Origin of the sequence: Streptomyces hokutonensis, assembly GCF_042751305.1 — a bacterium.
Taxonomy (GTDB): Bacteria; Actinomycetota; Actinomycetes; order Streptomycetales; family Streptomycetaceae; genus Streptomyces; species Streptomyces hokutonensis_A.
Map to the genome: position 1 here is coordinate 64,144 of NZ_JBHYWD010000031.1, position 25,195 is coordinate 89,338.

General features: G+C 70.8%; 17 protein-coding genes and 2 pseudogenes. 16 read left to right on the forward strand and 3 right to left on the reverse strand.

Going from position 1 to position 25,195, the window contains the following annotated elements; genetic code table 11:
• Nucleotides 1-53 precede the first annotated feature (53 nt).
• On the reverse strand, nucleotides 54-2,747 hold the full coding sequence (locus tag ACFXC1_RS45935; protein ID WP_381254981.1) for an RICIN domain-containing protein: 2,694 nt from the start codon (nucleotides 2,745-2,747) through the stop codon (nucleotides 54-56).
• A gap of 330 nt (nucleotides 2,748-3,077) precedes the next feature.
• Between ACFXC1_RS45935 and ACFXC1_RS45940 the strand changes: the two genes are divergently transcribed.
• Nucleotides 3,078-5,504, forward strand: coding sequence for a SpoIIE family protein phosphatase (locus ACFXC1_RS45940; protein WP_381254982.1), 2,427 nt, complete (start codon nucleotides 3,078-3,080; stop codon nucleotides 5,502-5,504).
• 295 nt (nucleotides 5,505-5,799) lie between these two features.
• A pseudogene (locus ACFXC1_RS45945) lies at nucleotides 5,800-6,028 on the forward strand (DUF2867 domain-containing protein); the annotation flags it as partial.
• A gap of 376 nt (nucleotides 6,029-6,404) precedes the next feature.
• Here the strand turns inward: ACFXC1_RS45945 and ACFXC1_RS45950 are convergent.
• A complete protein-coding gene (locus ACFXC1_RS45950; RefSeq protein WP_381255054.1) occupies nucleotides 6,405-6,584 on the reverse strand; it encodes a hypothetical protein in 180 nt (59 codons plus the stop codon).
• Nucleotides 6,585-6,999: 415 nt separating this feature from the next.
• Between ACFXC1_RS45950 and ACFXC1_RS45955 the strand changes: the two genes are divergently transcribed.
• The 3 genes from ACFXC1_RS45955 (at nucleotide 7,000) to ACFXC1_RS45965 (ending at nucleotide 10,116) form a co-directional block, all read left to right on the forward strand.
• A complete protein-coding gene (locus ACFXC1_RS45955) occupies nucleotides 7,000-8,145 on the forward strand; it encodes an ABC transporter substrate-binding protein (protein WP_381254985.1) in 1,146 nt (381 codons plus the stop codon).
• 112 nt (nucleotides 8,146-8,257) lie between these two features.
• Nucleotides 8,258-9,454, forward strand: a complete 1,197-nt coding sequence (locus ACFXC1_RS45960) for a sensor histidine kinase (RefSeq protein WP_381254987.1) — start codon at nucleotides 8,258-8,260, stop codon at nucleotides 9,452-9,454.
• Nucleotides 9,451-10,116, forward strand: coding sequence for a response regulator transcription factor (locus tag ACFXC1_RS45965; RefSeq protein WP_381254988.1), 666 nt, complete (start codon nucleotides 9,451-9,453; stop codon nucleotides 10,114-10,116). The genes ACFXC1_RS45960 and ACFXC1_RS45965 overlap by 4 nt, the downstream gene beginning before the upstream one ends.
• Before the next feature lie 420 nt (nucleotides 10,117-10,536).
• On the opposite strand, the gene ACFXC1_RS45970 is transcribed toward ACFXC1_RS45965, so the two are convergent.
• On the reverse strand, nucleotides 10,537-10,863 hold the full coding sequence (locus ACFXC1_RS45970; RefSeq protein WP_381254990.1) for a hypothetical protein: 327 nt from the start codon (nucleotides 10,861-10,863) through the stop codon (nucleotides 10,537-10,539).
• Between ACFXC1_RS45970 and ACFXC1_RS45975 the strand changes: the two genes are divergently transcribed.
• The 11 genes and pseudogenes from ACFXC1_RS45975 to kduD all read left to right on the forward strand — a co-directional run bounded on the left by ACFXC1_RS45975 (nucleotide 10,849) and on the right by kduD (nucleotide 25,040).
• Nucleotides 10,849-11,001, forward strand: a complete 153-nt coding sequence (locus ACFXC1_RS45975) for a hypothetical protein (RefSeq protein ID WP_381254992.1) — start codon at nucleotides 10,849-10,851, stop codon at nucleotides 10,999-11,001. The genes ACFXC1_RS45970 and ACFXC1_RS45975 overlap by 15 nt on opposite strands.
• Before the next feature lie 177 nt (nucleotides 11,002-11,178).
• Nucleotides 11,179-15,033, forward strand: a complete 3,855-nt coding sequence (locus tag ACFXC1_RS45980; protein ID WP_381254994.1) for a S8 family serine peptidase — start codon at nucleotides 11,179-11,181, stop codon at nucleotides 15,031-15,033.
• A gap of 150 nt (nucleotides 15,034-15,183) precedes the next feature.
• Nucleotides 15,184-16,185, forward strand: coding sequence for a helix-turn-helix domain-containing protein (locus tag ACFXC1_RS45985; protein WP_381254996.1), 1,002 nt, complete (start codon nucleotides 15,184-15,186; stop codon nucleotides 16,183-16,185).
• Nucleotides 16,186-16,806: 621 nt separating this feature from the next.
• The gene (locus ACFXC1_RS45990) at nucleotides 16,807-17,871 is read left to right on the forward strand and encodes a sugar ABC transporter substrate-binding protein (protein WP_381254998.1); all 1,065 of its coding nucleotides are present in this window, start codon (nucleotides 16,807-16,809) and stop codon (nucleotides 17,869-17,871) included.
• 47 nt (nucleotides 17,872-17,918) lie between these two features.
• A complete protein-coding gene (locus tag ACFXC1_RS45995) occupies nucleotides 17,919-19,484 on the forward strand; it encodes a sugar ABC transporter ATP-binding protein (protein ID WP_381254999.1) in 1,566 nt (521 codons plus the stop codon).
• On the forward strand, nucleotides 19,477-20,517 hold the full coding sequence (locus tag ACFXC1_RS46000; protein ID WP_381255001.1) for an ABC transporter permease: 1,041 nt from the start codon (nucleotides 19,477-19,479) through the stop codon (nucleotides 20,515-20,517). Before ACFXC1_RS45995 ends, ACFXC1_RS46000 begins: the two co-directional genes overlap by 8 nt.
• Before the next feature lie 91 nt (nucleotides 20,518-20,608).
• The gene (locus tag ACFXC1_RS46005; protein ID WP_381255003.1) at nucleotides 20,609-21,934 is read left to right on the forward strand and encodes an L-fuconate dehydratase; all 1,326 of its coding nucleotides are present in this window, start codon (nucleotides 20,609-20,611) and stop codon (nucleotides 21,932-21,934) included.
• Nucleotides 21,935-22,463: 529 nt separating this feature from the next.
• Nucleotides 22,464-22,792: pseudogene (locus ACFXC1_RS46015) on the forward strand (amidohydrolase family protein).
• 12 nt (nucleotides 22,793-22,804) lie between these two features.
• Nucleotides 22,805-23,242 (forward strand): RbsD/FucU family protein, encoded by a 438-nt coding sequence (locus ACFXC1_RS46020; protein WP_381255005.1) that lies wholly within the window; start codon nucleotides 22,805-22,807, stop codon nucleotides 23,240-23,242.
• Nucleotides 23,239-24,282 (forward strand): zinc-dependent alcohol dehydrogenase, encoded by a 1,044-nt coding sequence (locus ACFXC1_RS46025; RefSeq protein WP_381255007.1) that lies wholly within the window; start codon nucleotides 23,239-23,241, stop codon nucleotides 24,280-24,282. Before ACFXC1_RS46020 ends, ACFXC1_RS46025 begins: the two co-directional genes overlap by 4 nt.
• Nucleotides 24,279-25,040 carry a 2-dehydro-3-deoxy-D-gluconate 5-dehydrogenase KduD gene (gene kduD, locus ACFXC1_RS46030; protein ID WP_381255009.1) on the forward strand — a complete coding sequence of 254 codons (762 nt, stop codon included), beginning with the start codon at nucleotides 24,279-24,281 and terminating at the stop codon, nucleotides 25,038-25,040. The genes ACFXC1_RS46025 and kduD overlap by 4 nt, the downstream gene beginning before the upstream one ends.
• Nucleotides 25,041-25,195: the final 155 nt, after the last annotated feature.

The window sequence follows — 25,195 nt, forward strand, 5'->3', positions numbered from 1 at the left end:
AAAGCCATGGCTTTCCGCCCCCGCCGTCTTCTGACCCTTAACGCGTCATGCCGTCACTGGATCGTCCAGGCCTGGTTCGACTGGTTCAGTGCCATCCACTGGTCGATGGCGGCACCGTTGGCCGTCGAGGCGGCGCTGACCTCCAGGACCTGTTTGGTCTCGAAGTTGCGGATGAGGTATCCGCCGCTGGTCGGCTCGAAGTACCAGAGCTGGTTGTTGCCGCCGTTGTAGGTGTACTGCTCCAGATTGGTCCCTCTGTAGTGAGTTGAGCCGCTGATGTCGAGGGCCTTGCCGCTGTTCCTGTTGACGATCTTGTAGAGCTGGCCGCTGACCTGCACGATGTTCCACTGCTGGTTGGTGCCGCTGTTGGCCGGCCACTGGACGACGCTCCCGCCGTCGGCGGTGGAGGCCTGGTAGACGTCCGCCAGCTGGCCGCTGTTGACGTTCTTGATGGTGTAGTACGTCGACGGGTTGACGTTCGGTGTGCCGGTCGCGTCCTCCAGCGCGCCGCCGGCCTGCTGCACGCTGAAGTCGGAGAAGAAGAAGTAGGCGCCGTCGGTCTTGGCGACCCGCACGTAGCGGAACTTCTGGCGGACGTCGATGTTCCCCGTCAGCGTGGATGCCATCGGCAGCGTCGTGGCGCCCTGGCGTCCCAGCACGGTGTAGGTGGCGAACGACGGGTCGTTCGAGGCACGGATCTCGAAGTTGCCGCGCGTCTCGGGCTGGTCGATGTCCTGGCGCATCGTCAGGGAGTACTGGCCGAGCTGGTGGGCCTGGCCGAGGTCGACCTGCCACCAGGCCGAGGTGTCGGTCCCGGTCGGCGACCACCCGGTGGAGCTGTCGTTGTCGTTGCCCTTGGACGCCACGTTGCCGGCGCCGTACACCGAGGAGGCAGAGGTCGGCTTGTTGTAGGCGAGGTTGATCCTCGCCGCCAGGGACTGGTATGCGGGCTCCAGCCCAGAGGCCTGGATCACGGAGGTGCCTGAGGTCGCGTTGCCGGACAGCGTCACGTTGCTGCCGTTGACGTTCTGGTTGATGAAACCGTCCGTGTGCGACAGCACGTTGTTGGAGACGGTCATGTTGTTGGAGCCCTCGTCCAGGTAGACGCCCGCCACCGCGGAACCGCAGGCGGCCGGACTCCGGACCACGTCGTGCACGTAGTTACCGTTGATGACGGTGCCCGGGTCGTTGGAGAGGTGGTAGATGCCGGCGGTGTCGCACAGCCGGTTCAGCACATTGCCGATCCGGTTGTAGCTGATGCTGTTGTTGCCCTCCGCGTTGGCCGCGGACTGCCAGCCCCAGCCCAGCGAGATGCCGGCCCACGGGGCGTCGCTGATGTCGTTGTGGTTGATGGTGGTGCTGTTGACGAAGCCCGCGTTGATGCCGGCGGTGCCCAGGTAGTCCTCGCCGATCCGTGTGATCAGGTTGTCGTTGACGGTGACGTTCTTGACGACTTCGCGGGCGTCCTCACCCGCCGGGGACGTAGGTGGGTTGTAGATGGTGTGGTACTCGACCGTGGGGTCGGAGAACTTGCCCACCATGATGCCGTTGCCCGCGATGTCGTAGACGACGTTGCCGGTCACGCTGCTGTCGTGGACGCCGTGGTGCAGATCGAGGGCGGTGGCCCCCATCTGCGTGAAGGTGTTCCCGGTGAAGGAGACGCGGTCGGCGTCCGCGACGTGCACCCCGGCCGGCGGACGGTCGGCGTACTGGTGGTTCGAGGAGTCGGCCGACACGTTGAAGAGGCCGCCCTGGCCGTTGAGCAGACCGTTGTTGGTCGCTTCCATCCAGGTGGTCTGGGCGAAGGTGATGCCGGAGAAGCGCAGGTCGTGGACAGGGGCGTCGAGGCTGGTGCCCTTGACCTCCACGAGCGTGGGCAGGGTGGGTGCCTGCACAGTGGCGGTGGACATGTCCTCGCCGGAGCGCGGCTTGTAGTAGACCGTCTGCGCGGCCGTGTCGACGTAGAACTCACCCGGCTCGTTGAGGAACTCGTGGGCGTTCTCGAAGTGCAGCGGGGAGCCGTTGGACAGGACCGGGAAGGGCCGCTGGAAGAGGATGCCGGCCTCGTGGTCCTGGATGGAGACGTTGGCGGTGCCGCCCGCGGTGGTGAACGACTTCAGCCGTAGGTAGTTCTCCGCCCACTGCAACTCCAGGACCATCTCGGTCTGGCTGAGGTTGCTCCAGTTGGAGATCTGCGAACTGAGCACCTGCAGCAGCTTGTTGGTCTTGTCGCTGCCCTGGAGCTGGAAGTCCGAGCCCAGGTCGGGGTACCGGGAGCGGGTGGCGCGCACTCCGTTGACGTACAGCTGACGGAAGTTGAGGCTGCCCACCGACGCCTTGTACTCGCCGTTCGAGGCGGTGGTCCATCCGGTGATCGACCGGCCGCTGCTGATCACGGGGGTCTCGCCGTTGTAGGCCTGGTAGACGACCGTGTGGCCGTTCGTGCCGGAGTCGCTCGTACCCAGGGTGATCGGGCTGGTGAGGTTGTAGGTGCCGCCGCGCAGGTTCACGACGATGTCGTCCGACATGTTGGTGTTCACGGCGCGGACGGCGGCCTGGGCCGCCTGGATGGTCTTGAAGGCAGCGGTGGTGCTGGTTCCGGAGTTGCTGTCGTTACCGCCGGTGGGGTCGACGTAGAAGTTCGTCGTGGCCGCTTGCGCCGACTGGACCGGCACCAGGGTTGCGAAGACTACGACTCCGGCCGCGAGTGCCTTGGCCAGTCCGGAGCCTATGCGTAGGGGTCTCATGCGGGTGTCCTCTCCGAGCAACGCTGCTCATAAGTTGCATTTATCGGGGCGGCTCATAGCTCGCGTCAAGACGATAGGCAGGCACATTTTCCGCTGACATGGCACCAGTCCCTGCAACACACCAGGCAGACGCGATTGACATCCCGATCAACCCGACGAGACCGCTAGCATTTGTCAGCACGTATAGGGCATCTATAAGTAGTACTCATTTTGTCTGGCGTGGGCATCGGTTGAGCCGGACGCGCCAGGGCGAGATGCTGGACGCACCGCTCGTGACGTGTGGTAACGGCGGGTCCGGCGTCATGGCAGGAAACGAGAGTGGGTCGTCCCATGGACAACCAGTCCGCCGTCTCCGGTGCGGTACAGGGCACCGGAGTACCCGAGGACTTCGCGGTGGTCATCGATGCCGAACTGAACGTCATGGCGTGGAGCGCCGGCGCCCGGGCACTGCTGGGGCACACGCCGGACGACGTCGTGGGCCGTCCGGCCGCCGACCTGCTCGCCACGGACCTGCCCCACTCCGCCGGCCGGCACCTGTCCGCAGGAGAGCCCTGGACGAGCGACGTGGCACTGCGCCACCGCGACGGCGACCGGGTCGTCGCACGGCTGCGCGGCACCCCGCTGCCGACCGGTGCGAACCGCCCGCTCTGGCTTGTCACAGGCGCCGCGGTGACGTACGCCTCCGGCCCGAGCACGGCCGACGCCGCCGAACTGTGGGACCTGACGCTCGCGCAGCTCCCGCTGTCCGTCGCCGTCTACGACCGTGAGGCCCGGTTCGTGGCATGCAACCAGGTGATGAGCCAGGCCATGGGCCTGACCAGCGACGAGATGAAAGGCCTGACCCTCACCGAGATCCAGGCGAGCCACGAGCCGATGGACCTTCTCCAGCGGCAGGTCATGCGCACCGGGGACGCGATCCACAGCGAGCAGGAGCCCAGCCGGGCCCCCGGCGAGGTCCAGGACCACGCCTGGTCCGTCTATCTCACCCCGCTCAAGGACCCGGGCGGCTCGGTGCGGGGTCTGTCGGCGCTCGTGATCGACACCACCGAGCAGTACTGGGCCAGACGCCGCCTGGAGGTGCTCAACGAAGCAAGTGCGCGCATCGGCAGCACCCTCGACGTGAAGCGGACCGCGGAGGAGCTCGCCGAGGTTGCCGTCTCGGGATTCGCCGACTTCGTCGTCGTCGACCTTCTGGAGTCGGTCGTCCGCGGAGACGAGCCGGAGCCGGTCCCGCCCACCGGACCGGTCGTCCTGTCCCGCTGCGCCCACGCCTCGGTGCTCCCCGGGTGCCCCGAGGCCGCGGTACAGGTGGGCGAGACGGCCACCCGCCCCTCGCACTCCCCGACGGCCCGGGCGCTGCGCACCGGCCGCGGCACCCGGCACCGCATGAGGGACCCGGTGCTCCGCGAGTGGCTGGCGGAGTCCCCGGCTCGCGGGGTGTCGGTCCGCCGGTACGGGATGCACTCGGTACTCCTGGTGCCGCTGCGCGCCCGTGGCGTCACCCTGGGCCTGGTGTACCTGGTGCGGCACCGCACGCCGGAACCCTTCGGTGACGACGACCTGCTGCTGGCCGAGGAGATCGCCGCCAGGGCGGCCGTGAGCATCGACAACGCCCGGCGCTACACCCAGGAACGCCGCACCGCGCTCGCCCTTCAGCGCAGCCTGCTGCCCGAGCGGCTGCCCTCCCCGACGGCCGTGGAGCTGGCCTACCGGTATCTGCCGGCGGGTTCCGCGAGCGGAGTGGGCGGCGACTGGTTCGACGTCATCCCCCTGTCCGGAGGAAGAGTCGCCCTCGTGGTGGGTGATGTGGTCGGCCACGGCATCCACGCCTCCGCGACGATGGGTCGCCTGCGCACCGCGGTCCGTACGCTCGCCGACGTCGACCTTGCCCCCGACGAACTGCTCACCCAGCTCGACGACCTGGTCGTCCGGCTCGACCGGGAGGAGGGACCCGACGCCCGGGGATCGACGAGCGGTGCATCGGGCGAGGTGGGCGCCACGTGCCTGTACGCCGTCTACGACCCGGTCTCCCGTACCTGCCGTCTGGCCCGCGCCGGTCATCCGCCGCCCGCTCTGGTGTCCCCCGACGGGACCGTGCGGTTCCTCGACCTGCCCACTGGCCCGCCGCTCGGCGTCGGCGGGCTGCCGTTCGAAGCCGTCGAGGTCGACCTGGCGGAGGGCAGCGTGCTCGCCCTGTACACGGACGGACTGATCGAGGCCGCCGACCGGGACATCGACAGGGGGCTCGACCTGCTGCGGGACGCGCTCAGCCATCCACCGTCCGGCCTGGAGGACACCTGCGACCAAGTGGTACGCAAGGTGATACCCGCCGCTCCCGCCGACGACATCGTGCTGCTCCTGGCCCGGACGTACGCGATGGAGCCCGACCGGGTGCGCACCTGGCCGCTGTCCACGGATCCCGCCCTCGTCGCCGGGGCCCGCCGGATGGCGAGCAACCAGCTGAACGTCTGGGGACTGGGCGAGCTGGCCTTCGCCACCGAGCTCATCGTCAGCGAACTGGTCACCAACGCCATCCGCTACGGCAGGTCGCCCATCGAACTGCGCCTACTGCGCGGTGACACACTCGTCTGCGAGGTCTCCGACGGCAGCAGCACCGCCCCGCACCTGCGGCGGGCCCGCTCCTTCGACGAGGGCGGACGCGGGCTCCTGCTCGTCGCCCAGCTCGCGGACCGCTGGGGCAGCCGGCAGACGCCCGCCGGAAAGACCATCTGGGCGGAGCTGCCGCTGCCGACGTGAACGTCCTCGTTGCGTCGGCACTGCCGGGCTGGAGATCCCTGTGACGGGCAGCGGCGTCAGGGCGAGCGCGGCGAGGGGCGGACTCCTGGTCGCCGAAAAGGTCATCAGCGTCCCGGCCCCCGACGGAAGGCCTCCTGTGACTGCGCGGACACGTCGCCCCTCCTCGCGGCGAAGGAGGTGGCTCAGGCGTCTGGTCACGAAGAGGGGCAGCTGCGGGTCGCCCTTGTGCCAGTGGTGCAAGAAGCCGTACAGGCAAGTGGTGAACACGAGCACTGAAGCGGCTGCCTGCCGCGGCTTCCCGCCGGCGTGGGCGGTCAGGGGCTGGATGGATCGGTTCGTCGGCGGGGTCGGCCTGCATCGCGGCCGGCGTGATGCCGAGCGCCTTCGGGTCGGCGACTCGCTGGACTTCTGGCGGGTCGAGGAGATCGAGCGCGGACGGCTCCTACGGCTGCGGGCGGAGATGCGGCTGCCTGGCCTGGCTGGAGATGTACTGCGAGACGGATACCGAGGTCCGCACCCGTTACCTTGGGGTGGGCCCTCGTCCAAGGCCGGGGTATTCACCCGGTGACGGGCGACGGCGGCGACCGGGGCGGAGTAGTCCTGTACCGCGAGGTCCTCCCCGAGGAGTTCTTCCTGTCGGTCGAGGAGCCGGTGGGTGTCGACGTGTAGTTCCAAGGTCAGGCCGCCCGGCGGGCAGCCGGGGCGGCAAGCCCGCCGAAGTCACGGTCGAAGGTCTCAGCGAAGCCCGGGCGTCGGACAGCGGCGCGGGCGGCGTCTGTGGCCGTGGACAGCTTGCCCTGGTTCTCCTCCGCGACTGCCAGTTCCGCCAGTGCTGGGTGCCGTCGCCGTCGCCGTGTCCCGGGGAAGCGGGAGCGGAGCCGGATCGGAGTCGGATCGGATTCACCCGGCCAGGGGATCGGGGCCCGCCTGCCACGGACGGCACAGCGCCAGGAAGCACCGACTCGCGGCCACGGCGAGGCTGAGTACCGCCATGGCCATGGGGAGGGCGATGGTCTGGCCGCCGAGACCGGCGAGGGCCGGGGGAAGGGCTCCCACGAGGAACTGGGGGGTGCCCAGCACCGCGGACCCGCCCCCGCTCCACCATGTCGTACAGATCCACCAACCGGAGTTCCAGGCCCTGGGAGCAGCCGGCCGACGCCTGCCCTGGCTGGGCGCCGGCGAGACGACGAAGGAGATCGCCTGCTTCCAGCCGCCGCCGGACGCCGTGGCCCCTGGCAGGTGTCGTGGTCACCGGCAACGCGATGCACTCCCGACACGAGCATGCGGATCAACTCCTCGGCCGGGGCGCCCACCACATCGTGGATCTGGTTGCCTCCGAGGTATCTCCACCCTCGGCGCCGATGACGACCGTTCAACCGAACGGTTGAATCCGGTAGCAGCCTTTGGCCGACGCGGAACAACGCAGTTCATCGGCAGGATGGGCGCGCCGCCGCCTACAGAATGTGGCGGTGGATCCAGCAGGAGGACCCCCACGATGCCCAGGAACTTCAGCAGGCGCCGGCTGCTCACCACCGGAGCCGGTGTCGCCCTCGGCGGCGCCGCCGCTGCCGTCTCGACCAATGCGCAGGCGGCTGCGCCCGTCAGTGCCTCGCTCACCGGTGTTCGCGAGGAGACCCGCTCCCTCGACGAGCTCTACGAGGCGGCCATCGCCGAAGGCGGCAAGCTCGTCCTCTACCAGGGCGGGGACGTCGACGCCCAGGCAGCGGGTGTACGGGCCGCCTGGGCCGCCCGGTTCCCGAAGGTCCCGCTGACGGTGTCCGTGGACTACAGCAAGTACCACGACGTCCGTGTGGACAACCAGCTGGCGACCGACACCCTGGTTCCCGACGTCGTCCAGTTGCAGACGCTGCAGGACTTCACCCGCTGGAAGCAGGAGGGCAAGCTGCTGCGCTACAAGCCCGCCGGCTTCTCCAAGGTCCACAAGGGCTTCAAGGACCCGGACGGCGCCTGGACGGCGCTGTTCGTCATCGCGTTCAGCTTCATGTACGACATCCAGGCCGCCGGGGCGAACGCTCCCAGGACACCGCTGGACCTGCTCGACGAACGGTGGAAGGGCGCCATCGCGTCCTCGTACCCGAACGACGACGACGCGGTGCTGTACCTCTACTCCCTCTACCAGCAGAAGTACGGCTGGGACTGGATGGCGAGGTTCGCCGCGCAGCAGCCCCAGTTCGCCCGCGGCACGAACACCCCGGGCGCCGCGGTCAACAGCAAGACGAAGACCATCGGAGTGGGCGCAGGGGGCAGCGCGGTCTCCACGTCGACCACGGTGAAGTGGGTCCTACCGGCCGGCGACCACCCCTTCATGGCCTGGGGACAGCGGGCCGCGATCCTGAAGAAGGCGGCGCACCCGGCCGCCGCCAAACTGTACGTGAACTGGCAGCTCTCCGAGGAGCGCCAGGCGGCCAGCTTCAACGGCTGGTCGGTGCGTACGGACATCACGCCGAACGCCGGCCTGAAGCCGGTGTGGGAGTTCCCGAACGCCCATGTCGACGGCTTCCCCCGGTTCATGGAGGACCGCGCCGCGGCCGAGCGGCTGCGGCAGACGTTCTCCCTCTACTTCGGCGAGGTCAAGGGCGATCCGTCGCCGGGCTGGCTCGGTCTGCACCCGGGGAGCTGACATCAGCGCGGGCACGGCCCCATCTGGGCGTTTACAGCGTTCGAACAGGTCACGGCTTACACTTCTGGCCCTGTTGTCGCCTCCGCCCGGCCCGCCCCAGGGAGCCGCAGCCGTGCCCGTCGCCACTCTCGCCGTACGCCGACCCTCCGCCTCCGCACGGTATCTCCCGCACCTGGTGTTCCTGGTCGCCGTCGTCGGCACCCTGGTGCGGCTCTTCGAGCTGAACCACGAGCTGTGCTGGCGCATCGCGCCGCCCATGGCCGCGCTGGCCCTGCTGTACGCGGCCGGACTGGCCCGGTGGGACAACCTGGGCTCCTGGGCCCGGCCCGCCTGGCTCGGCCTTCTCCTGCTGCTGTGGTCCTGGGTGGCCTGGAACCTCCCGGCCCGACTCACCTTCGGGTACACGTGGCTGGCCGTGCCACTCGCCGTACTGGCACTGCGCATGCCCACGCGCGCGGCACGGACCACGGCGCTCGGCATCCTCACCGCGCTGCTTGTAGCGGCTCTGCTGCGGGCCGCCGGCGGATTCGATCCCGATGTGCTGGCACCACCGGTCGCCGCTCTGTGGGCGACCGTGTTCCTCTACCGCGCCCAGCAGCGACTTACCCGCGAACTCGCCGCCACAAGGGGCGAGTTGGCCCGGCAACAGCAAGAAGCCGGGCGACTCGCCGAGCGAGCCCGCATCGCACGGGACCTGCATGACACCCTCGCCCAGGAACTCTCGGGCAGCCGCATGCTGCTCCAGGCCGCCGAACGGGCCTGGGACCGCCGACCGGACGTCGCCCGACGGCAGGTGCGGGCGGTGACCGGAGCTCTCGGCGAGCATCTCGCGCAGACCCGCGGCATCATCGACGACCTCACCCCACCCCTGCTCGCGCGGGACGGCCTCGAGGCGGCACTGCGCGACCTGTGCGCCCGAACCGGCTCTGCCGCCGGGGCGCCCAGGATCACCTTCCATACCGAGCACGAGCCCTGCTCGCTGCGCACGGACCAGGCCGTGGCCCTGCTGCGGGTCACCCAGGGAGCCCTGGCCAACGCCTGCGAACACGCGCGAGCCCGGCACGTACACGTCACCCTGGCCTACGGCGGCAGGGCGACGGCCGCCGTCGAGGTCCTGGACGACGGAGTGGGATTCGACACGACGGCCCCACTACTGACCGTCAGCGGTCGCGGCTTCGGACTGGCCGCAGCGCGTGACCGGCTGGCCGTGCTCGGAGGCACCCTCAGCATCGACAGCGAGCCCGGACACGGTACCCGCGTGCACGCGGCTCTTCGGGCCGAGGACCGCGTTCCCGTGGGCACCCGATGAGCGAGAGTCCCGGTCCCGCGCTGCGGATTCTGATCGTGGACGACCACACGGTCGTACGGGCCGGTCTGCGTGCCCTGCTTGAGAGCGAACCCGGCTTTGCCGTCGTCGGCGAGACCGGCGACGGCATCGACGCGGTGAATCAGGTGGTTGATCTGAGTCCCGATGTGGTGCTGATGGACCTCCGGCTGTCGGACACCGGCGCGACGGGAAGCGTCATCGACGGCATCGAGGCGACCCGCCGGATCCTGGCCACCTCCACCGCTGCCCGGGTCGTCGTACTCACCAGCCACGGCCACCAGATCGATGTCCTACGAGCCGTGGAGGCCGGCGCGCGTGGCTACGTACTCAAGGCAGGCCCTCCCGAGGAACTGTTCCGCGCCGTACGCGCCGCGGCGGCCGGCGGCATGACGCTGGCACCGGAAGCCGCAGCACAGTTCGCCGGGTCTGCCTCCGAGCCGGGTCCGGTACTGAGCGAGCGCGAGATCGAGGTCGTCCGGCTCCTGGCTCTCGGCCACACCAACCGGACGATCGCCGGCACGCTCCACCTGGCGGAGGCAACGATCAAGACCCACCTCGTCCGCATCTACCGCAAGCTCGGTACCGAGAACCGCGCCGGCACCGTCACAGAAGCCGTCCGACTCGGCCTGATCGAACTCAACTGAGCCCGCCCCGGGCACGAGCGCCCGGCGGATCCCGGCAGTCGCCAGGACTTCACGGAAGAACCCACGGCCATGGTCGCCAAGTCGGCGCAGGCAGCCCAAGCGGTGTCCTGCACGGAGCTCTCCAGGTCCGGTCCGGACCGTCGCTGTCATCATCGCCCACTGCTGTCGGATGCGGCGCGGGACCGTTCGTCGCGCTGTCGGTCGCCTCTCCGACGCAGGCCGACGCCATACGGCCGCCCAGTCGGCCTGAGCAGGACATCTAGGAGCCGAGTGGAGCAGTACCCAGCGATGGTGCGATCACATGGGCTGCCGATGTCGGGCCTGGTGGCTGACGGCATCGGCGTCGGCGGATGACCAGAACCGGGGCCTCGTCAGTGACGCCGCCGGGCACGACTCTCCTCGCCGTGGACAACCGTGTCGCTACCAGACCGCCTCGCCCACGAGGTCGCGGACCAGCTCGATGGCCCGGCCCAGGGTCGCGAATCGGGCGTCGAGGATCACGCCAGCGGAATAGAAACGTACGGGGCCGACCCCGACGTCGCGCCACACGCACAGCCGCTCACGCACCATCTCCTCGGTGCCGACCAGCGTGGTCGCCAGCACCACCTCGTCGGTGACCAGGCCTGCCGCGCCGGTCTCCGGCCTGCCGGCGGGTCCGGACCTCGGCCACCGCCCGTCCGCTCCGTCCTGGTCGGCGCCCTGCGCGCGCTCACCCCCGCGCACCGCGAAGCGGTGGTCCGCGTCCACGTCGGGGGCCAGGCGGGCGACGACGTCGCCGCACAGCTGGGTGTTCCGCGCGGGACGGTCGAGTCCCGTATCCATCGCGGCGGCCGTGCACTGCTGGCAGGGTCGGCGCGCCTCGGCATCGGCGGCTCGGCGGCCTGAGCGCGCGCTCCCCCGGCAGAAGGGCGCACTGACACCTTACGGGGGCAACGGCCGCACCCCGTGGCGCCGTTGAGACATGTCGCAGGTGTGACACCAAGGGCCAGTGACATGCTCACCGCCACAGCGGATTCTGTCGGACAGCGCGTGACTCCCAGCTGTACGAGAGGTGCTTGGCTGATGGCATGGATCCGCCTGACAGCGGCGATATCGACAGGATTGCTGCTGGCCTCCGGAGGCGTACCGGCCGCCTCCGCCCGGACGCCCCAGGACGCCGCGGCGCGACCCGCCGAGGGCCAGGGCGCGCCGCCCGTGACCGTACGCCTGGTGACCGGCGACCGCGTGACGGTGACGCCGGGGACCGACGGCCGCCAAGCCGCCTCGGTCCGGCCGGGACCCGGCCGTCAGGGCATCGTCTTCCGCACGTACCAGGAGGACGGCGGCGACCTGACGGTGCTGCCGTCGGACGCCGCGGACCTGGTCTCCGCCGGGACGCTGGACCGGCGTCTGTTCGACGTCTCCACCCTGATCGCCCAGGGCTACGACGAGGCCGACACCTCCGCGCTGCCGCTGATCGTCTCCGCCTCCCCGCGCGGCGGTGTGGCCCGGACGACCCCGAAGAGCGAGAAGGCCGCGGCCGCCGTCGCGGACCGGGTCGCCGCGTTCAACGAGGCATCGGCCCCGGCGCGGAACCTCGCCAGTATCGGCGCGCGGTCGCTGCGCGTCACGGACGACGACCTCGGCGCCTTCTGGAAGGCCTTGAACCCGGGCGACGCCGAGGGCACCGCCCGCGCCGCCGCGACCCCGCGGGTGTGGCTGGACGGCCGGGTCGCACCGGTGCTGGACCGCAGCACGGCGCAGATCAACGCGCCTGCGGCGTGGAAGGCCGGGTACGAGGGCCAGGGCGTGAAGGTGGCCGTGCTGGACACCGGCGTGGACGCCGCCCACCCCGATCTGGCGGGCCGGATCGCGGAGTCGAGGGACTTCTCGGGCAGCGGGAACACCGTGGACCACTTCGGGCACGGCACGCACGTGGCGTCGATCGTCGGCGGCACGGGCGCGGCGTCCTCCGGTACCCGCAAGGGTGTGGCGCCGAAGGCAGAGCTGCTGATCGGCAAGGTGCTCGGCGACGACGGCTACGGCTCGGAGTCGCAGGTCATCGACGGCATGGAGTGGGCGGCCGCCGAGCACGCCAAGGTCGTCAACATGAGCCTCGGCTCCGACGAGCCGACCGACGGCGCCGACCCGATGAGCCAGGCCCTCAACACGCTGTCCGCCTCCAGCGACACCCTCTTCGTCGTCGCGGCGGGCAACGCGGGCGAGAACGGGGACTCCACAATCGGTTCGCCCGGTGCGGCCGACGCCGCGCTGACAGTGGGCGCCGTGGACCGCGACGACTCCCTCGCCTCCTTCTCCAGCCGCGGTCCGCGCCTCGGCGACAAGGCCGTCAAGCCCGACGTGACCGCCCCCGGCGTCGGCATCGTCGCCGCGCGCGCCTCCGGCACCACCATGGGCGACCCGGTCGACGCGAACTACACGGCGGCGTCCGGCACCTCGATGGCGACCCCGCACGTCGCGGGTGCCGTCGCGCTGATCGCCCAGCAGCACCCCGGCTGGACCGGCCGGCAGTTGAAGGACGCGCTGATCAGCACCGCGCACACCGTGCCGGGCACGAAGGCGACCGAGCAGGGCGGCGGCCGGATCGACGTCGCCGCGGCCATGGGCGCGGTCACAGCCACCGGCAGCGTGCTGCTGCCCGCCGTCCAGCTGGGCGGCGAAAAACGGCAGTCGGCGACCCTGCACTACACCAACACCGGTGACAAGGCGGTGGACCTGAAGCTGAGCGTGGCCCTGGCCAACTCCGACGGCGTGGCCCTGACCGCCGGTGTCGTCGCGCCCGGCGCGAGCACCGTCCACCTCGCCCCCGGCGCCTCCGCCGACGTGCCGCTGAGCACCGACCCGAAGAACGCCGAGCGCGGCGCCTACTACGGCTACGCCACCGCGACCGGCGCGGACGGCACCGTGCTCGCCCACACCACGCTCTCCCTGGTCGTGCACGCGCCGCAGCACCGGCTCGCCGTGATCGCCCGCGACCGCGCGGGCAAGGTGCTGCCGGGCTGGCTGCCGACGATCTGGGGCCAGGACGGCTTCGTCTCGTACACCAGCGCCGACCCCGCGGTCGCCGTCGTCGAGGAGGGCACCTACCAGGTCGACTTCAGCACTCTGGACAACGCCCCGGACGGCCAGGAACTGGTCGAGGTGATCAACCCGCAGGTGAAGGTCTCCAAGGACACCACGGTGACGCTGGACGCCTCCAAGGTCACCCAGGTGCAGATCCGCACGCCCGAGCCCGCCGAGCAACGGGGGATCCTCAGCTACCAGACGTACCGGCGCATCGAGGGCCACGGCCTGATCCAGGGCGTGATGTTCTTCGACGTCGCCAAGCGCATCTACGTCAGCCCGACCGCGCAGGTCACCGACGGCACCTTCGAGTTCGCCTCGCGCTGGCAGATGACGGCCCCGCAGTTGCGGGCCAAGGTGTCCGGCACCTCGGCGACCTTCGTCCCGTACTACCTGCCGACCTCTCCGGTCTTCGACGACAAGGGCGCCCGGCTCACCGCGGTGGACGCCGGAGCGGGCACCGCCGCGGACCTGAAGGCCGCTCATGTGCGCGGGAAGCTCGCTGTCGTCCGCTACGACTTCGGCAACGACACCGAGCTGGCGAAGGCCGCCGCGGACGCCGGGGCCAAGGCGCTGATGCTCGTCATGCCCGAGGGCTTCTTCCCCTGGACGCGCTGGCAGCCGGAGGGCGACCGCCTCGCACTGCCGATCATGCGCGCCGGCGCGACGGAGGGCACCGACCTGCTGAAGCGCGCCGGTGGGCGCACCACCACGGTGGACTTCTCCGGCACGGTGAAGAGCCCCTATCTGTACGACGTGATGCAGGTGTCCCAGCAGCGTGTTCCCGAGAAGCTGGTGTACACCGTCAGCGAACGCAACAGCGCGGTGGTGAAGGCCGCCTACACCCGCACCGGCGCCTCGGCCTGGGCAAGCGAGCAGCGTTTCGGCTGGCGCCCCTACCAGGAGTTCGCCTGGAACCAGTACACCCGTGACGTGCCCGTGGGACAGCAGCGCACCGAGTACGTGACGGCCGGTGACACCTTGTGGAGCCACACCGTGCACCACGACACCGTCATGGACCGCGACCTCGAGCTGGGCGTCGGCATGAAGGACGCCGCCCGCACCTACCGGCCCGGACAGCACGTCGCGGAGAAGTGGTTCGCGGGGCCGGTGCGCCCGTCGATCCCCCACGGTGTTACCGGCTGGCCCGGCTCGGTGCGCAACGGCGACACCCTGTCCCTGTACATCCCGGAGTTCACCGACTCCCAGTCCGGCCACTGGTCGTTCGCGGAGGCCAGCTCGCTGGGTGGCGGTGTGGGCACCGGCGCCGCGGCGTCCGCGGTGGACGACCCGAGCGACATGGCCCACGCCGAGGTGTACCGCGACGGCCGGCTCGTGGCGCAGTCCGGCACCGGGGCCTGGGGCGGATTCGAGGTGCCCGCGGGCAAGGCCGGCTACCGGCTGGACCTCACCACCGCCCGCACCTCCGCCGACTGGCAGTTCGGCACCGGCACCAGGACGTCCTGGACGTTCACCTCGGACACCGCGGCGACGGCCACGCTGCTGCCGCTGCTCCAGGTCGACTACAGCGCGCCGGTGGACCTCCGCAACGCGGTGGGTCCGCACCGGTCGCACACGCTGGGTCTGAACGTACGGATGCCGGACGGCCTGGCCGCCCCCCGCGGGGTCACGCTCAAGGTCGAGGCGTCGTACGACGACGGCCGTACCTGGCACACCGCCCGCACCGCGCGGCACGGCGACACGCGGTTCACCGCCGCGGTCGAACGGCCGTCGGGAGTACGCGGGGACGCGTACGTCAGCCTGCGGGTGACCGCGGTGGACGCCGCGGGCAACACCGTCCGGCAGACGGTCGACCGCGCCTACCTGCACCGCGGCCCCTCCTCAGGGCGGTGACGGCGGCCCCAAGGAACGGCTGAACGGCGGCGGGTGCCCGGGCGGAAGCCCGGTTACCCGCCGTTTGCTTGCCCGGTGGTGGCTCGCGGTGCAAACTTCAACGGGCCGTTCCGCCTCTCGGGGCCGGCCGCGGCGAGGGAGGGGCACGGCATGCTGGAGGCCGCAGGTCTCACGGCGATCGAGGAGACCGTCTACCGGCTCCTGGTCGGGACCGCGACCGCGTCGGCCCAGGAGGTCGCCGACCGGACCGGTCTCCCGCGCGACTCCGTCGAGGCCGTGCTCACGACCCTGCGCGGCAAGGGCCTGGCCAGTCCCACCGACCGCGATCCGCTGCACTACGCCGCCGTACCGCCCGACGTGGCGCTGCTGCCGCGGTTGCAGCGCAACGCCGACGCGCTCGACAAGGCCCGTACCGCCGTCACCGACCTCCTCGACAGCTACCGCAGTACGCGCCGCAGGCACGACCCCGGCCAGCTCATCGAGGTCATCACCGGAGCGGAGGCGCTGCGCCAGCACCTGCGGCAGATGCAGGACAACGCGCGCCACGAGATGCTCTGGTTCTGCAAGGCGCAGTATGTGGCGATGCCCTCGGGCAGCAACCGCGCCGAGTACGACGCCCTCGCCCGCGGGGTGCGCTACCGCGTCCTGTACGAGCAGGCCTTCTTCGACGACGAGGGCGCCGTGGACAACGTCGTGGAAGGTGTGCGCGCCGGCGAGGTGGCCCGATCGGTGCCGCACCTGCCGCTGCGCCTGGCCGTGGCCGACCGTGCCATCGCCATCTGTCCGCTGGTCCCCGGTGGGCCCCAGGGCAGTCCCCAGGTGGCGACGGCCGCGCTGGTGCGAGGCAGCAGCCTGCTGGAGGCGCTCATCTCGCTCTTCGAGCGCTACTGGGAGACCGCGGTCCCGCTGAAGGTCAGTGCGTCCGGCGGGGTGGAGGGCAGCGACGGGGTCGTCGACGCCGACCCGCTGACCGAGACCGACCGCCGGCTGCTCTCGCTGCTCGTGGCGGGTGTCGCCGACAAGGCCATCGCGAGTCAGATGGGTCTGAGCAGGCGCACCGTGCAGCGCCACATCCAGCACATGATGACGCTCGCCGGTGCCGATACGCGGATGCAGCTCGCCTGGCAGGCCGCTCGCCGCGGCTGGCTCTGAATCCCGCCGCTCCCAGGCGAACTAACTGTCCGTCAGCCCTGGTGGGTCGACGTCCGGTGAGGGCTGGCCGATCGCGGGCGAGCCCGCACGGACCGGTCGCGGCGGCGGCCGGTCGGCGGGCCCGGGATCCCTGGTATCGGCCGGAGCCTTCCGCCCTCGTCGCCGACTCGGCCGGTCGGCGGGGCGTTTGAGCCATGAGCCGTCCGTCGCGCACTCTCGCTGGCCGAGTCCGCTCGCGGCCCCGGCCGTGCGGGCACGAGCGGGAGCGGTCCGCATGGCAGCAGTTCGCCGTCGCGAGCGAAGGCCCTCACGGGTGCCCGCCGAGTCCCGAGCCCACGGACTGACGGGGTCGCAGCCACGCATCGGCGCGGCCACCGAGCGACCCAGGCGCAAGAGACATCCCATCACAGGTTCACAACATTGATGGGATGGATCTGCCATCGACATCCCATGACGCGGACTTTCGGTCGCGCGTTCTGGCGGAATTCTCCAGCTTCTCCTTCCGAACTCTAGACAACCCCTTCGAGCCCACCCTATAAACATCCCATCTCTCCAGTTGCGACACCCAACCGTCGCATCGGTGTAACAACCCCGCTCCGGGACCAGCGCGAGGAAGTACCCATGAGAATCAGAACCGCACTCGGCTCCACCACGTCCGTCGTCTGCGCGCTGACGCTGCTCAGCGCGTGCAGCAGCGGCTCCGGCACCTCCGCCTCGTCGAGCGACAAACCGCTCGTGGGCGTCGACTACCCACGGTCGGACACGGACTTCTGGAACTCCTACATCAAGTACACGCCCGACTTCGCGAAGCAGCTCGGCCTGTCCCTGAAGACCACTAACTCCCAGAACGACGTCGCCAAGCTCACCGCCAACGCGCAGACGTTCATCAGCCAGGGCGTCAAGGGCATCGCGATGGCGCCGCAGGACACCGCCGCCATCGCGCCGACCCTGGCCCAGCTGGAGGCGAAGAAGATCCCCGTCGTCACCGTCGACACCCGCCCCGACACCGGCAAGGTGTTCATGGTGGTGCGGGCCGACAACCGCGCCTACGGCGAGAAGGCGTGCCAGTTCCTGGGCACGAAGCTCGGCGGCAAGGGCAAGGTCGTCATGCTGGAGGGCGGCCTCGACTCGATCAACGGCCGCGACCGCACCGAGGCGTTCAACGACTGCGTGAAGAAGAACTACCCCGGCATCAAGGTGTTCGGCGAGGCCACGAACTGGGACGGCGCGGTCGCCGCGCAGAAGTTGCAGACGGACCTGACCGCCAACCCGGACATCAGGGGCGTCTACATGGAGTCCAGCTTCGCCCTGTCCGGCACCCTCCAAGTCCTCAAGCAGAAGGGCCTGCTGGTGGATCCGAAGGACAAGAAGCACGTCTTCATCGTGTCCAACGACGGCATCCCCGAGGAGCTCAAGGACATCGCCGGCGGCAAGATCGACGCCACCGTCTCCCAGCCCGCCGACCTGTACGCCAAGTACGCCCTGTACTACCTCAAGGCCGCGATCGACGGGAAGACGTTCAAGCCCGGCAAGACGGACCACGACAGCACGATCATCCAGGTCCGTGACGGTCTGCTGGAGGACCAGCTCTCCGCTCCCCTGGTCACCGCCGACGGCGGGACCTACGGCGGCGTTGCCAGCGTCAAGAGCGACGACACGTCGCTGTGGGGCAACCACCTCGGCTGACCTGCCCGGTCAGGTACCCAACGGCTATCCAGAACAAGGCGGTTGAGATGAGCGACGGGGAGCGTACTGTCACCCCCGCGCCCGCCCCGGCGGACGACGGGCGGGCCCCCGCGGCCCCGCCCGTGGTCGAGGCGACGGGCATAGTCAAACGATTCGGCCCGACGGTGGCCCTGAACGGCGCCCGGATCACCATCCGGTCCGGCGAGACCCACGCACTCGTCGGCCGCAACGGGGCCGGCAAGTCGACCCTCGTGTCCGTCCTGACGGGCCTGCATGCCCCCGACGAGGGGACGGTCACCTTCGGCGGCGACCCCGCACCGCGGCTCAGTGATCGCGACGCCTGGCGCCGGCGCGTCGCCTGCGTCTACCAGAAGTCGACGATCATCCCCACGCTGACCGTCGCCGAGAACCTCTTCCTTAACCGGCACCACCACGGCCCCCACCGGCTCATCAGCTGGACCGGTGTACGCCGCCGGGCCCAGGAGCTGCTGTCGGCCTGGTCGGTGGACGTCGACCCGCAGTCCCCGGCCGGTGACCTCAGCGTCGAGCAGCGGCAGTTCGTCGAGATCGCCCGGGCACTGTCCTTCGGGGCCCGGTTCATCATCCTCGACGAGCCCACGGCGCAGCTCGACGCGGCGGCGATCAGCCGGCTCTTCGACCGCATCCGCGACCTGCAACGCCAGGGCGTGACCTTCCTGTTCATCAGTCATCACCTTCAGGAGGTCTACGAGATCTGCGACATGGTGACGGTGTTCCGCGACGCGGCGCACATCGTGAGCGCGCCGGTCGCGGAACTGCCCCGCACCGAGCTGGTCGCCGCGATGACCGGTGAGGCCGCGGCAGACCGGCGCCAGGAGCGCGCCGCCAGCCTGGACGAGAGCGCCGCACCCGCGCTGTCCGTACACGCTCTGGGCAGCGACGACACCTACACCGACGTCACCTTCCAGGTGGGCGCCGGAGAGATCGTCGGCCTGGCGGGCGCCGCCGCCAGCGGACGTACGGAGGTCGCCGAGACCGTCGTAGGCCTGCGGGCCGCGGCGACCGGGGAGCTGGAGATCGCCGGGCGCCGGCCCCGGCCGGGCAGCGTGCCCGCCGCGCTCGCGGCCGGCGCCGGGTTCGTGCCGCAGGACCGGCACCACCAGGGCCTCGTACCGGACATGTCGATCGCCGACAACGCCACCCTGTCCGTGCCCAGGCGGCTCGGGAAGAACGGCTTCCTCAGCCGCGGACGGCGCGACCGGCTCGCCGAGGGCCTGATCGAGAACCTGGCCATCAAGACCCCCGGACCGGAGCTGCCCGTCTCCGCCCTGTCCGGCGGCAACCAGCAGAAGGTCGTCATGGCGCGCGCCCTGGCGGACGACCCCCGGCTGCTGGTCCTCATCAACCCGACCGCCGGCGTGGACGTGCGCTCCAAGGAGTTCCTCCTCGGCAAGGTCGAGGAGACCGCGCAGGCCGGCACCGGCGTGCTCATCGCCTCCGACGAACTCGACGACCTGCGCATGTGCGACCGGATCCTGGTGATGTTCCAGGGCCGGGTCACGACCGAGATACCCCGCGGCTGGCACGACCACGACCTCGTGGCCGCGATGGAAGGAGTGGACCTCGATGCCTGAAACCGTCCTCGCGGACGCCGCCACCCAGTCCGTCGACCCCGGCAGGAAGCGCACCGCTCTGCTCGGCGGCCGGATCCCCCTGGCCCGGCTGCGCGATCTGGCGCTCGTTCCGGCGATCGTCGTCATCGCGATCGTGGGCCAGATCGTCAACCCGGTCTTCCTGCAGACCGACAACCTCATCAACGTCCTGCAGACCATGTCCGAGATGGCCCTGCTGGTCCTCGCCCAGGCGATGATCCTGATCGTCAAGAAGATGGACCTGTCCCTTGAGTCCACGATGGGCCTGGCGCCGGGCGTCGCAGCCTGGCTGGTCGTCCCGGCCGGGGCAGGACACGGACTCGGTCTGCTCCCGGGCGGCTGGGCGGTCCCCCTCACCCTCGCCGTGGGCGCGCTCGTGGGTGTGATCAACTCTCTGCTGATCATCCGCTTCGGCCTCAACGGCTTCATCGTCACGCTGGGCATGCTGATCGTGCTGCGCGGCATCCTCACCGGCATCTCCGGCGGTCAGACCTTCTTCCAGCTGCCTCAGTCGATGCTCTACGCCGGCACCGCCGAATGGTTCGGCATGCCTGCCTCGATCTGGATCTGCCTGGCCCTGTTCGCCGTCGCGATCGTGGTACTCGGCTGGACCAGCTTCGGCCGCTCCCTGTACGCCATCGGCGGCAACGTCGACGCGGCGAAGGCGGCCGGCATCCGCACCGACCGGGTGCTGTGGATCGTCATCGTCACCGGAAGCGTGCTCGCCGCCCTCGCCGGGCTGATGCTCTCCGGACGCCTGGCGTCGGTCGCCTCCGCGCAGGGCAACGGCTACATCTTCACCGTCTTCGCCGCCGCCGTCATCGGAGGCATCAGCCTCAACGGCGGCAGGGGCACCATGTTCGGCGCGTTCTGCGGCATCCTGCTGCTCTTCATGATCCAGAACGTGCTGACGCTGGCCGGTGTCCCCGCCCAGTGGATCGGCGCCCTCAACGGCCTGATCATCCTGATCGCCCTCGCCATCTCCCGTATCACCGGCGGCAAGGTCCAGGAGTGACCCGGGCGGCCCACGGCCGCCCCACCTCCACCGCGTTCACGTCTCGTCGCAGGGGGAACCGTCTCCCCTGCCGCTCACAGGAGTTGCCGCCATGTCCTCCCCCGTGCCCCCCTCAGCCCGCATCATCGCCCTGGACGTCCTGGACGTGCGGTTCCCGACCTCCGAACACCTCGACGGCTCTGACGCCATGAACCCCGAGCCCGACTACTCCGCCGCCTACGTGGTCCTGCGCACCGACGCGGGCGACGGGCTGGAGGGCCACGCCCTGGCCTTCACCACCGGGCGCGGCAACGACGCCCAGGCCGCCGCCATCACCACCCTCGCCCCACACGTGGTCGGCCTGTCCGTGGAGCAGGTCTGCTCCGACCTCGGCGCCTTCGCCCGCTCCCTGGTCCACGACCCCCAACTGCGCTGGCTGGGGCCAGAGAAGGGCGCCATCCACATGGCGACCGGCGCGGTCGTCAACGCCGCCTGGGACCTGGCCGCCAAGCGGGCGGGCAAACCGGTGTGGCGTTTCCTGGGCGACATGTCGCCGGAGGATCTCGTCGCCCAGGTGGACTTCCGCTGGCTGTCCGACGCCCTCACGCCCGAGGAGGCGCTCGACATCCTGCGCCGGGCCGAACCCGGCCGTGAGCAGCGCATCGCCCGCCTCCTCGACCAGGGCTACCCCGCCTACACCACCACCCCCGGCTGGCTCGGCTACTCCGACGAGAAGCTGGCCCGCCTCGCCCGCGAGGCCGTCGCGGACGGCTTCACCCACCTCCCGCAGAAGGACGGCGCCCCCCTGCAGGACGACATACGGCGCCTGCGCACCGCCCGCGAGACCGTCGGCCCGGACATCCGCATCGCCGTCGACGCCAACCAGAGATGGGACATCCAGCCCGCCATCGACTGGATGCGCGCCCTGGCTCCCTACGACCCTTACTGGATCGAGGAGCCCACCTCCCCCGACGACATCCTCGGCCACGCCGCCGTCCGCAGGGCGGTGAGCCCCATCAAGGTCGCCACCGGCGAACACATCGCCAACCGTGTCGTGTTCAAGCAGTTGCTGCAGGCCGGCGCGGTCGACATCGTCCAGATCGACTCAGCCCGCGTCGGCGGCGTCAACGAGAACATCGCCATCCTGCTGCTGGCAGCGAAGTTCGGCGTGCCGGTCTGCCCGCACGCCGGCGGCGTCGGCCTGTGCGAGATGGTGCAGCACCTGTCCATGTTCGACTACATCGCCGTCACCGGCACCACCGAGGACCGGGTCATCGAGTACGTCGACCACCTGCACGAGCACTTCGTGGACCCGGTCCGCATCGTCGACGGCCACTACCTCGCGCCGACGCTGCCCGGACTGAGCGCACAGATGCATCCCGCCTCCCTCAAGGAGTACAGCTACCCCGACGGCCCCGTCTGGTCCGCCCGTGTCTGAACCGCTGCCCCTGCTCGACGCCCACCACCACGTGTGGGGCCTGGACCGCCGGCCCCAGGCCTGGCTCGACGAACCGGGCCGCGAGCCGATCCGCCGCAGCCATGGCATCGAGGACCTGCGCCGGGCCACCGACCGGCCCCTCGCGGGGCGCCGGCTGACCAGCACGGTGGTCGTGCAGTGCATGACCTCCACGGAGGAGACGGCGGACCTGCTCGACCTCGCCCGCAGGGAACCCCTGGTCGGCGCCGTGGTCGGCTGGGCGGACCTGACGTCCCCAGCGATGGGCGACGTACTCGCCCTGCACCAGGTGGCGCAGGGCCCGCAGATACCCGCCCCCCGGCTGGGACCCGGAGAGGCTGCAGCAGCCGTCCGTCGAACGGGGCCTGCGCGCCGTACAGGACCGGGACCTCGGCTACGACGTGCTCATTCGCAGTCACCAGTTCCCCCAGGCCATCCGCCTCGCCCAGCGCTTCCCCGGCCTCCCCCTCGTTCTGGACCACGCGGGCAAACGACCCATCGGACAGCCTCGATGTCCGACTGGGCGCGCGATGTGCACGCGCTGGCCCGCCACACTCAGGTGCGGTGCAAGGTCTCGGGGCTGATCACCGAGGCCGACCACCACACGTGGACGATCGACGACATCCGCCCCGTGTGGGACACCCTCCTGGCCGCCTTCGGCCCGAACGGCTGATGTTCGGCTCCGACTGGCCCGTCTGCGTGCTCGCCGGAGGCTGGACCCGCTGGGCGGCCACCGTCGAGCGCCTGCTGGACGACTGCTCACCGCACGAGAGGCACGCGGTGCTCTGTGAGACAGCGACCGCCTTCTACCGCCTGTCCGACCACGAGAACCAGACATAAGGAGAGGACTGCGTGCTGCTCACCGAACTGCTGCACCCCGGCATCCTCGAAGCACTGGCCGGAGCGGGGCACGGTGCCCTTGTCCTGCTCGCCGACGGCCACTACCCCGCCAGCACCGCCGTCGGCGAACGAGCCAGAACCGTCCACCTCAACCTGGCACCCGGCACTCTCGACGTCACCACCGTCCTGGACGTACTGCTGCGCGCCCTGCCCGTGGAGTCGGCGCAGGTGATGGTGCCGCCCGAGGGCGAGCCGGAGCCGGCGGCCATCGCCGAGTACCGCTCCAGGCTGGCACCGGTCCCCGTCGATCCCCTCGGCCGCTTCGCCTTCTACGAGGCTGCCCACTCCCCCGACCTGGCCCTCGCCGTCGTCACCGGCGACACCCGTACCTACGCCAACCTGCTGCTGACCATCGGCGTCCGCGCGGAAGGGACCCTGACCCCACGATGACCCTAGCCGTCCGATACATCTCGGCCCGCACCCTGGACACCGCGCCGGCCACCGCCTCCGAGCCCGGCCCCGGCGAGGTGGAACTGGCCCCCGCCTACGTCGGTATCTGCGGCACCGACCTGCACATCTTCCACGGTGACATGGATGCCCGGGTCGCCGCGCCCGCCGTACTGGGACACGAGATGGCGGGCAGGATCGTCCGCGTAGGACCCGGCGTCGAGGGCTGGCGGCCCGGGGCCGCCGTCACCGTGATGCCCCTGCGCTGGGACGACACCTGCCCGGCCTGCCGCGCCGGCCACCAGCACATCTGCCAGCACCTGGACTTCATCGGCATCGACTCCCCCGGCGCCATGCAGCAGCGCTGGACCGTGCCCGCCTCCACCCTCATCCGTCTGCCCGACACCCTTCCCCTGGACCGGGCCGCACTCGTCGAACCGACCGCGGTCGCGGTGCACGACGTCGGCCGGGCCGGGATACGCGAGGGCGAGCGGGTCGTCGTGGTCGGCGGCGGCCCCGTCGGCATCCTCATCGCCCTGGTCGCGCGCGCCGCCGGCGCCGAGGTGCGCGTGGTCGAACTCAACGCCCACCGCAGGCTGCTCGCCGAGGAGTTGGGCCTGAGCACCTGGGACCCGGCCACCACCGACATCACCGAACTCGTCCAGCGGTGGACGGGCGAGGCGGGTGCGGACGTCGCCTTCGAGGTGTCCGGCGCGGCGGGCGGTGTGGACACGGCCGTCGACGTGCTGGGTGTGCGCGGCCGGCTGTGCCTGGTCGCCATTCACCCCCGGCCCCGGGAGGTCAATCTGCACCGCTTCTTCTGGCGTGAACTCACCCTCGTCGGGGCCCGGTTGTACGACCGCGGCGACTTCGAGAAAGCGGTCGCCCTGGTCGCCGACGGCACCATCCCCGCCCAGCGCCTGATCACCAAGATCGTGCCGCTGACCGAGGCGCCGGCCGCCTTCGAGGCGCTGGAGAGCGGCGGTGACGTGATGAAGATCCTCGTGGACTGCACCGACGACACCCGGGGAGTGGCCGTATGAGCGCCTTCGACCTCACCGGGAAGCTCGCCGTCGTCACCGGCGCCCGGCGCGGCATCGGTCAGGCGATGGCCCGCGCCCTCGCCCAGGCCGGCGCGGACATCATCGGGGTGAGCGCCCACCTGGAGGAGTCCGGCAGCCAGGTGGAGAAGGAGGTGCTGGCCGCCGGGCGCTCGTTCGAGGCGATCCGCACCGACTTCGCCGACCCCGCCGCCGTACGCGCCCTGGGCGAGAACCTCGCCGGACGCGAGCGCCCGGTGGACATCCTCATCAACAACGCGGGCACCATCCGCCGCACGCCGGCCGCCCAGCACAGCGACGCGGACTGGGAGTTGGTGCTGCAGGTCAACCTCACCGCGCAGTTCGCGCTCACCCGGGCCGTGGGCGCCACCATGGTGGCCCGGGGACACGGCAAGGTCGTCTTCACCGCCTCCCTCCTGAGCTTCCAGGGCGGCATCACCGTTCCCGGCTACACCGCCGCCAAGCACGGCATCGCCGGACTGACCAAGGCACTGGCCAATGAATGGGCGCCGCACGGCGTCAACGTCAACGCCATCGCCCCCGGCTACATCGCCACCGACAACACCCAGGCCCTCCAGGACGACCCGGCCCGCAGCAGGGCCATCCTGGAGCGCATCCCCGCCGGACGCTGGGGCACCCCCGACGACCTCGGCGGCGCCGCCGTCTTCCTCGCCTCCCCCGCTTCCGACTACGTCCACGGCACCACCCTGCCCGTCGACGGCGGATGGCTCGGCCGATGACCACCGGCCTGGCCTCCGTACTGGCGGGGTCGCGGCTCCTGCCCGTGCTCACCGTGGCGTCCGCCGCGCGGGGGCGCCGCGCGCCCCTCCCCCCACACACGCCACGCGCGCGCCCCCGGCCCCCCCGCTCTCCCGGCGCCCCCCCCGCCCCGCTC

What these genes read in the sequence shown, in the direction of transcription:
- ACFXC1_RS45965 (WP_381254988.1), top strand. Translation starts at nt 9,451, where the DNA reads ATGAGCGAGAGTCCCGGTCCCGCGCTGCGGATTCTGATCGTGGACGAC.
- ACFXC1_RS45940 (WP_381254982.1), top strand. Translation starts at nt 3,078, where the DNA reads ATGGACAACCAGTCCGCCGTCTCCGGTGCGGTACAGGGCACCGGAGTA.
- ACFXC1_RS45955 (WP_381254985.1), top strand. Translation starts at nt 7,000, where the DNA reads ATGCCCAGGAACTTCAGCAGGCGCCGGCTGCTCACCACCGGAGCCGGT.
- kduD (WP_381255009.1), top strand. Translation starts at nt 24,279, where the DNA reads ATGAGCGCCTTCGACCTCACCGGGAAGCTCGCCGTCGTCACCGGCGCC.
- ACFXC1_RS45980 (WP_381254994.1), top strand. Translation starts at nt 11,179, where the DNA reads ATGGCATGGATCCGCCTGACAGCGGCGATATCGACAGGATTGCTGCTG.
- ACFXC1_RS46025 (WP_381255007.1), top strand. Translation starts at nt 23,239, where the DNA reads ATGACCCTAGCCGTCCGATACATCTCGGCCCGCACCCTGGACACCGCG.
- ACFXC1_RS45985 (WP_381254996.1), top strand. Translation starts at nt 15,184, where the DNA reads ATGCTGGAGGCCGCAGGTCTCACGGCGATCGAGGAGACCGTCTACCGG.
- ACFXC1_RS46000 (WP_381255001.1), top strand. Translation starts at nt 19,477, where the DNA reads ATGCCTGAAACCGTCCTCGCGGACGCCGCCACCCAGTCCGTCGACCCC.
- ACFXC1_RS45990 (WP_381254998.1), top strand. Translation starts at nt 16,807, where the DNA reads ATGAGAATCAGAACCGCACTCGGCTCCACCACGTCCGTCGTCTGCGCG.
- ACFXC1_RS45935 (WP_381254981.1), bottom strand. Translation starts at nt 2,747, where the DNA reads ATGAGACCCCTACGCATAGGCTCCGGACTGGCCAAGGCACTCGCGGCC.
- ACFXC1_RS45995 (WP_381254999.1), top strand. Translation starts at nt 17,919, where the DNA reads ATGAGCGACGGGGAGCGTACTGTCACCCCCGCGCCCGCCCCGGCGGAC.
- ACFXC1_RS46005 (WP_381255003.1), top strand. Translation starts at nt 20,609, where the DNA reads ATGTCCTCCCCCGTGCCCCCCTCAGCCCGCATCATCGCCCTGGACGTC.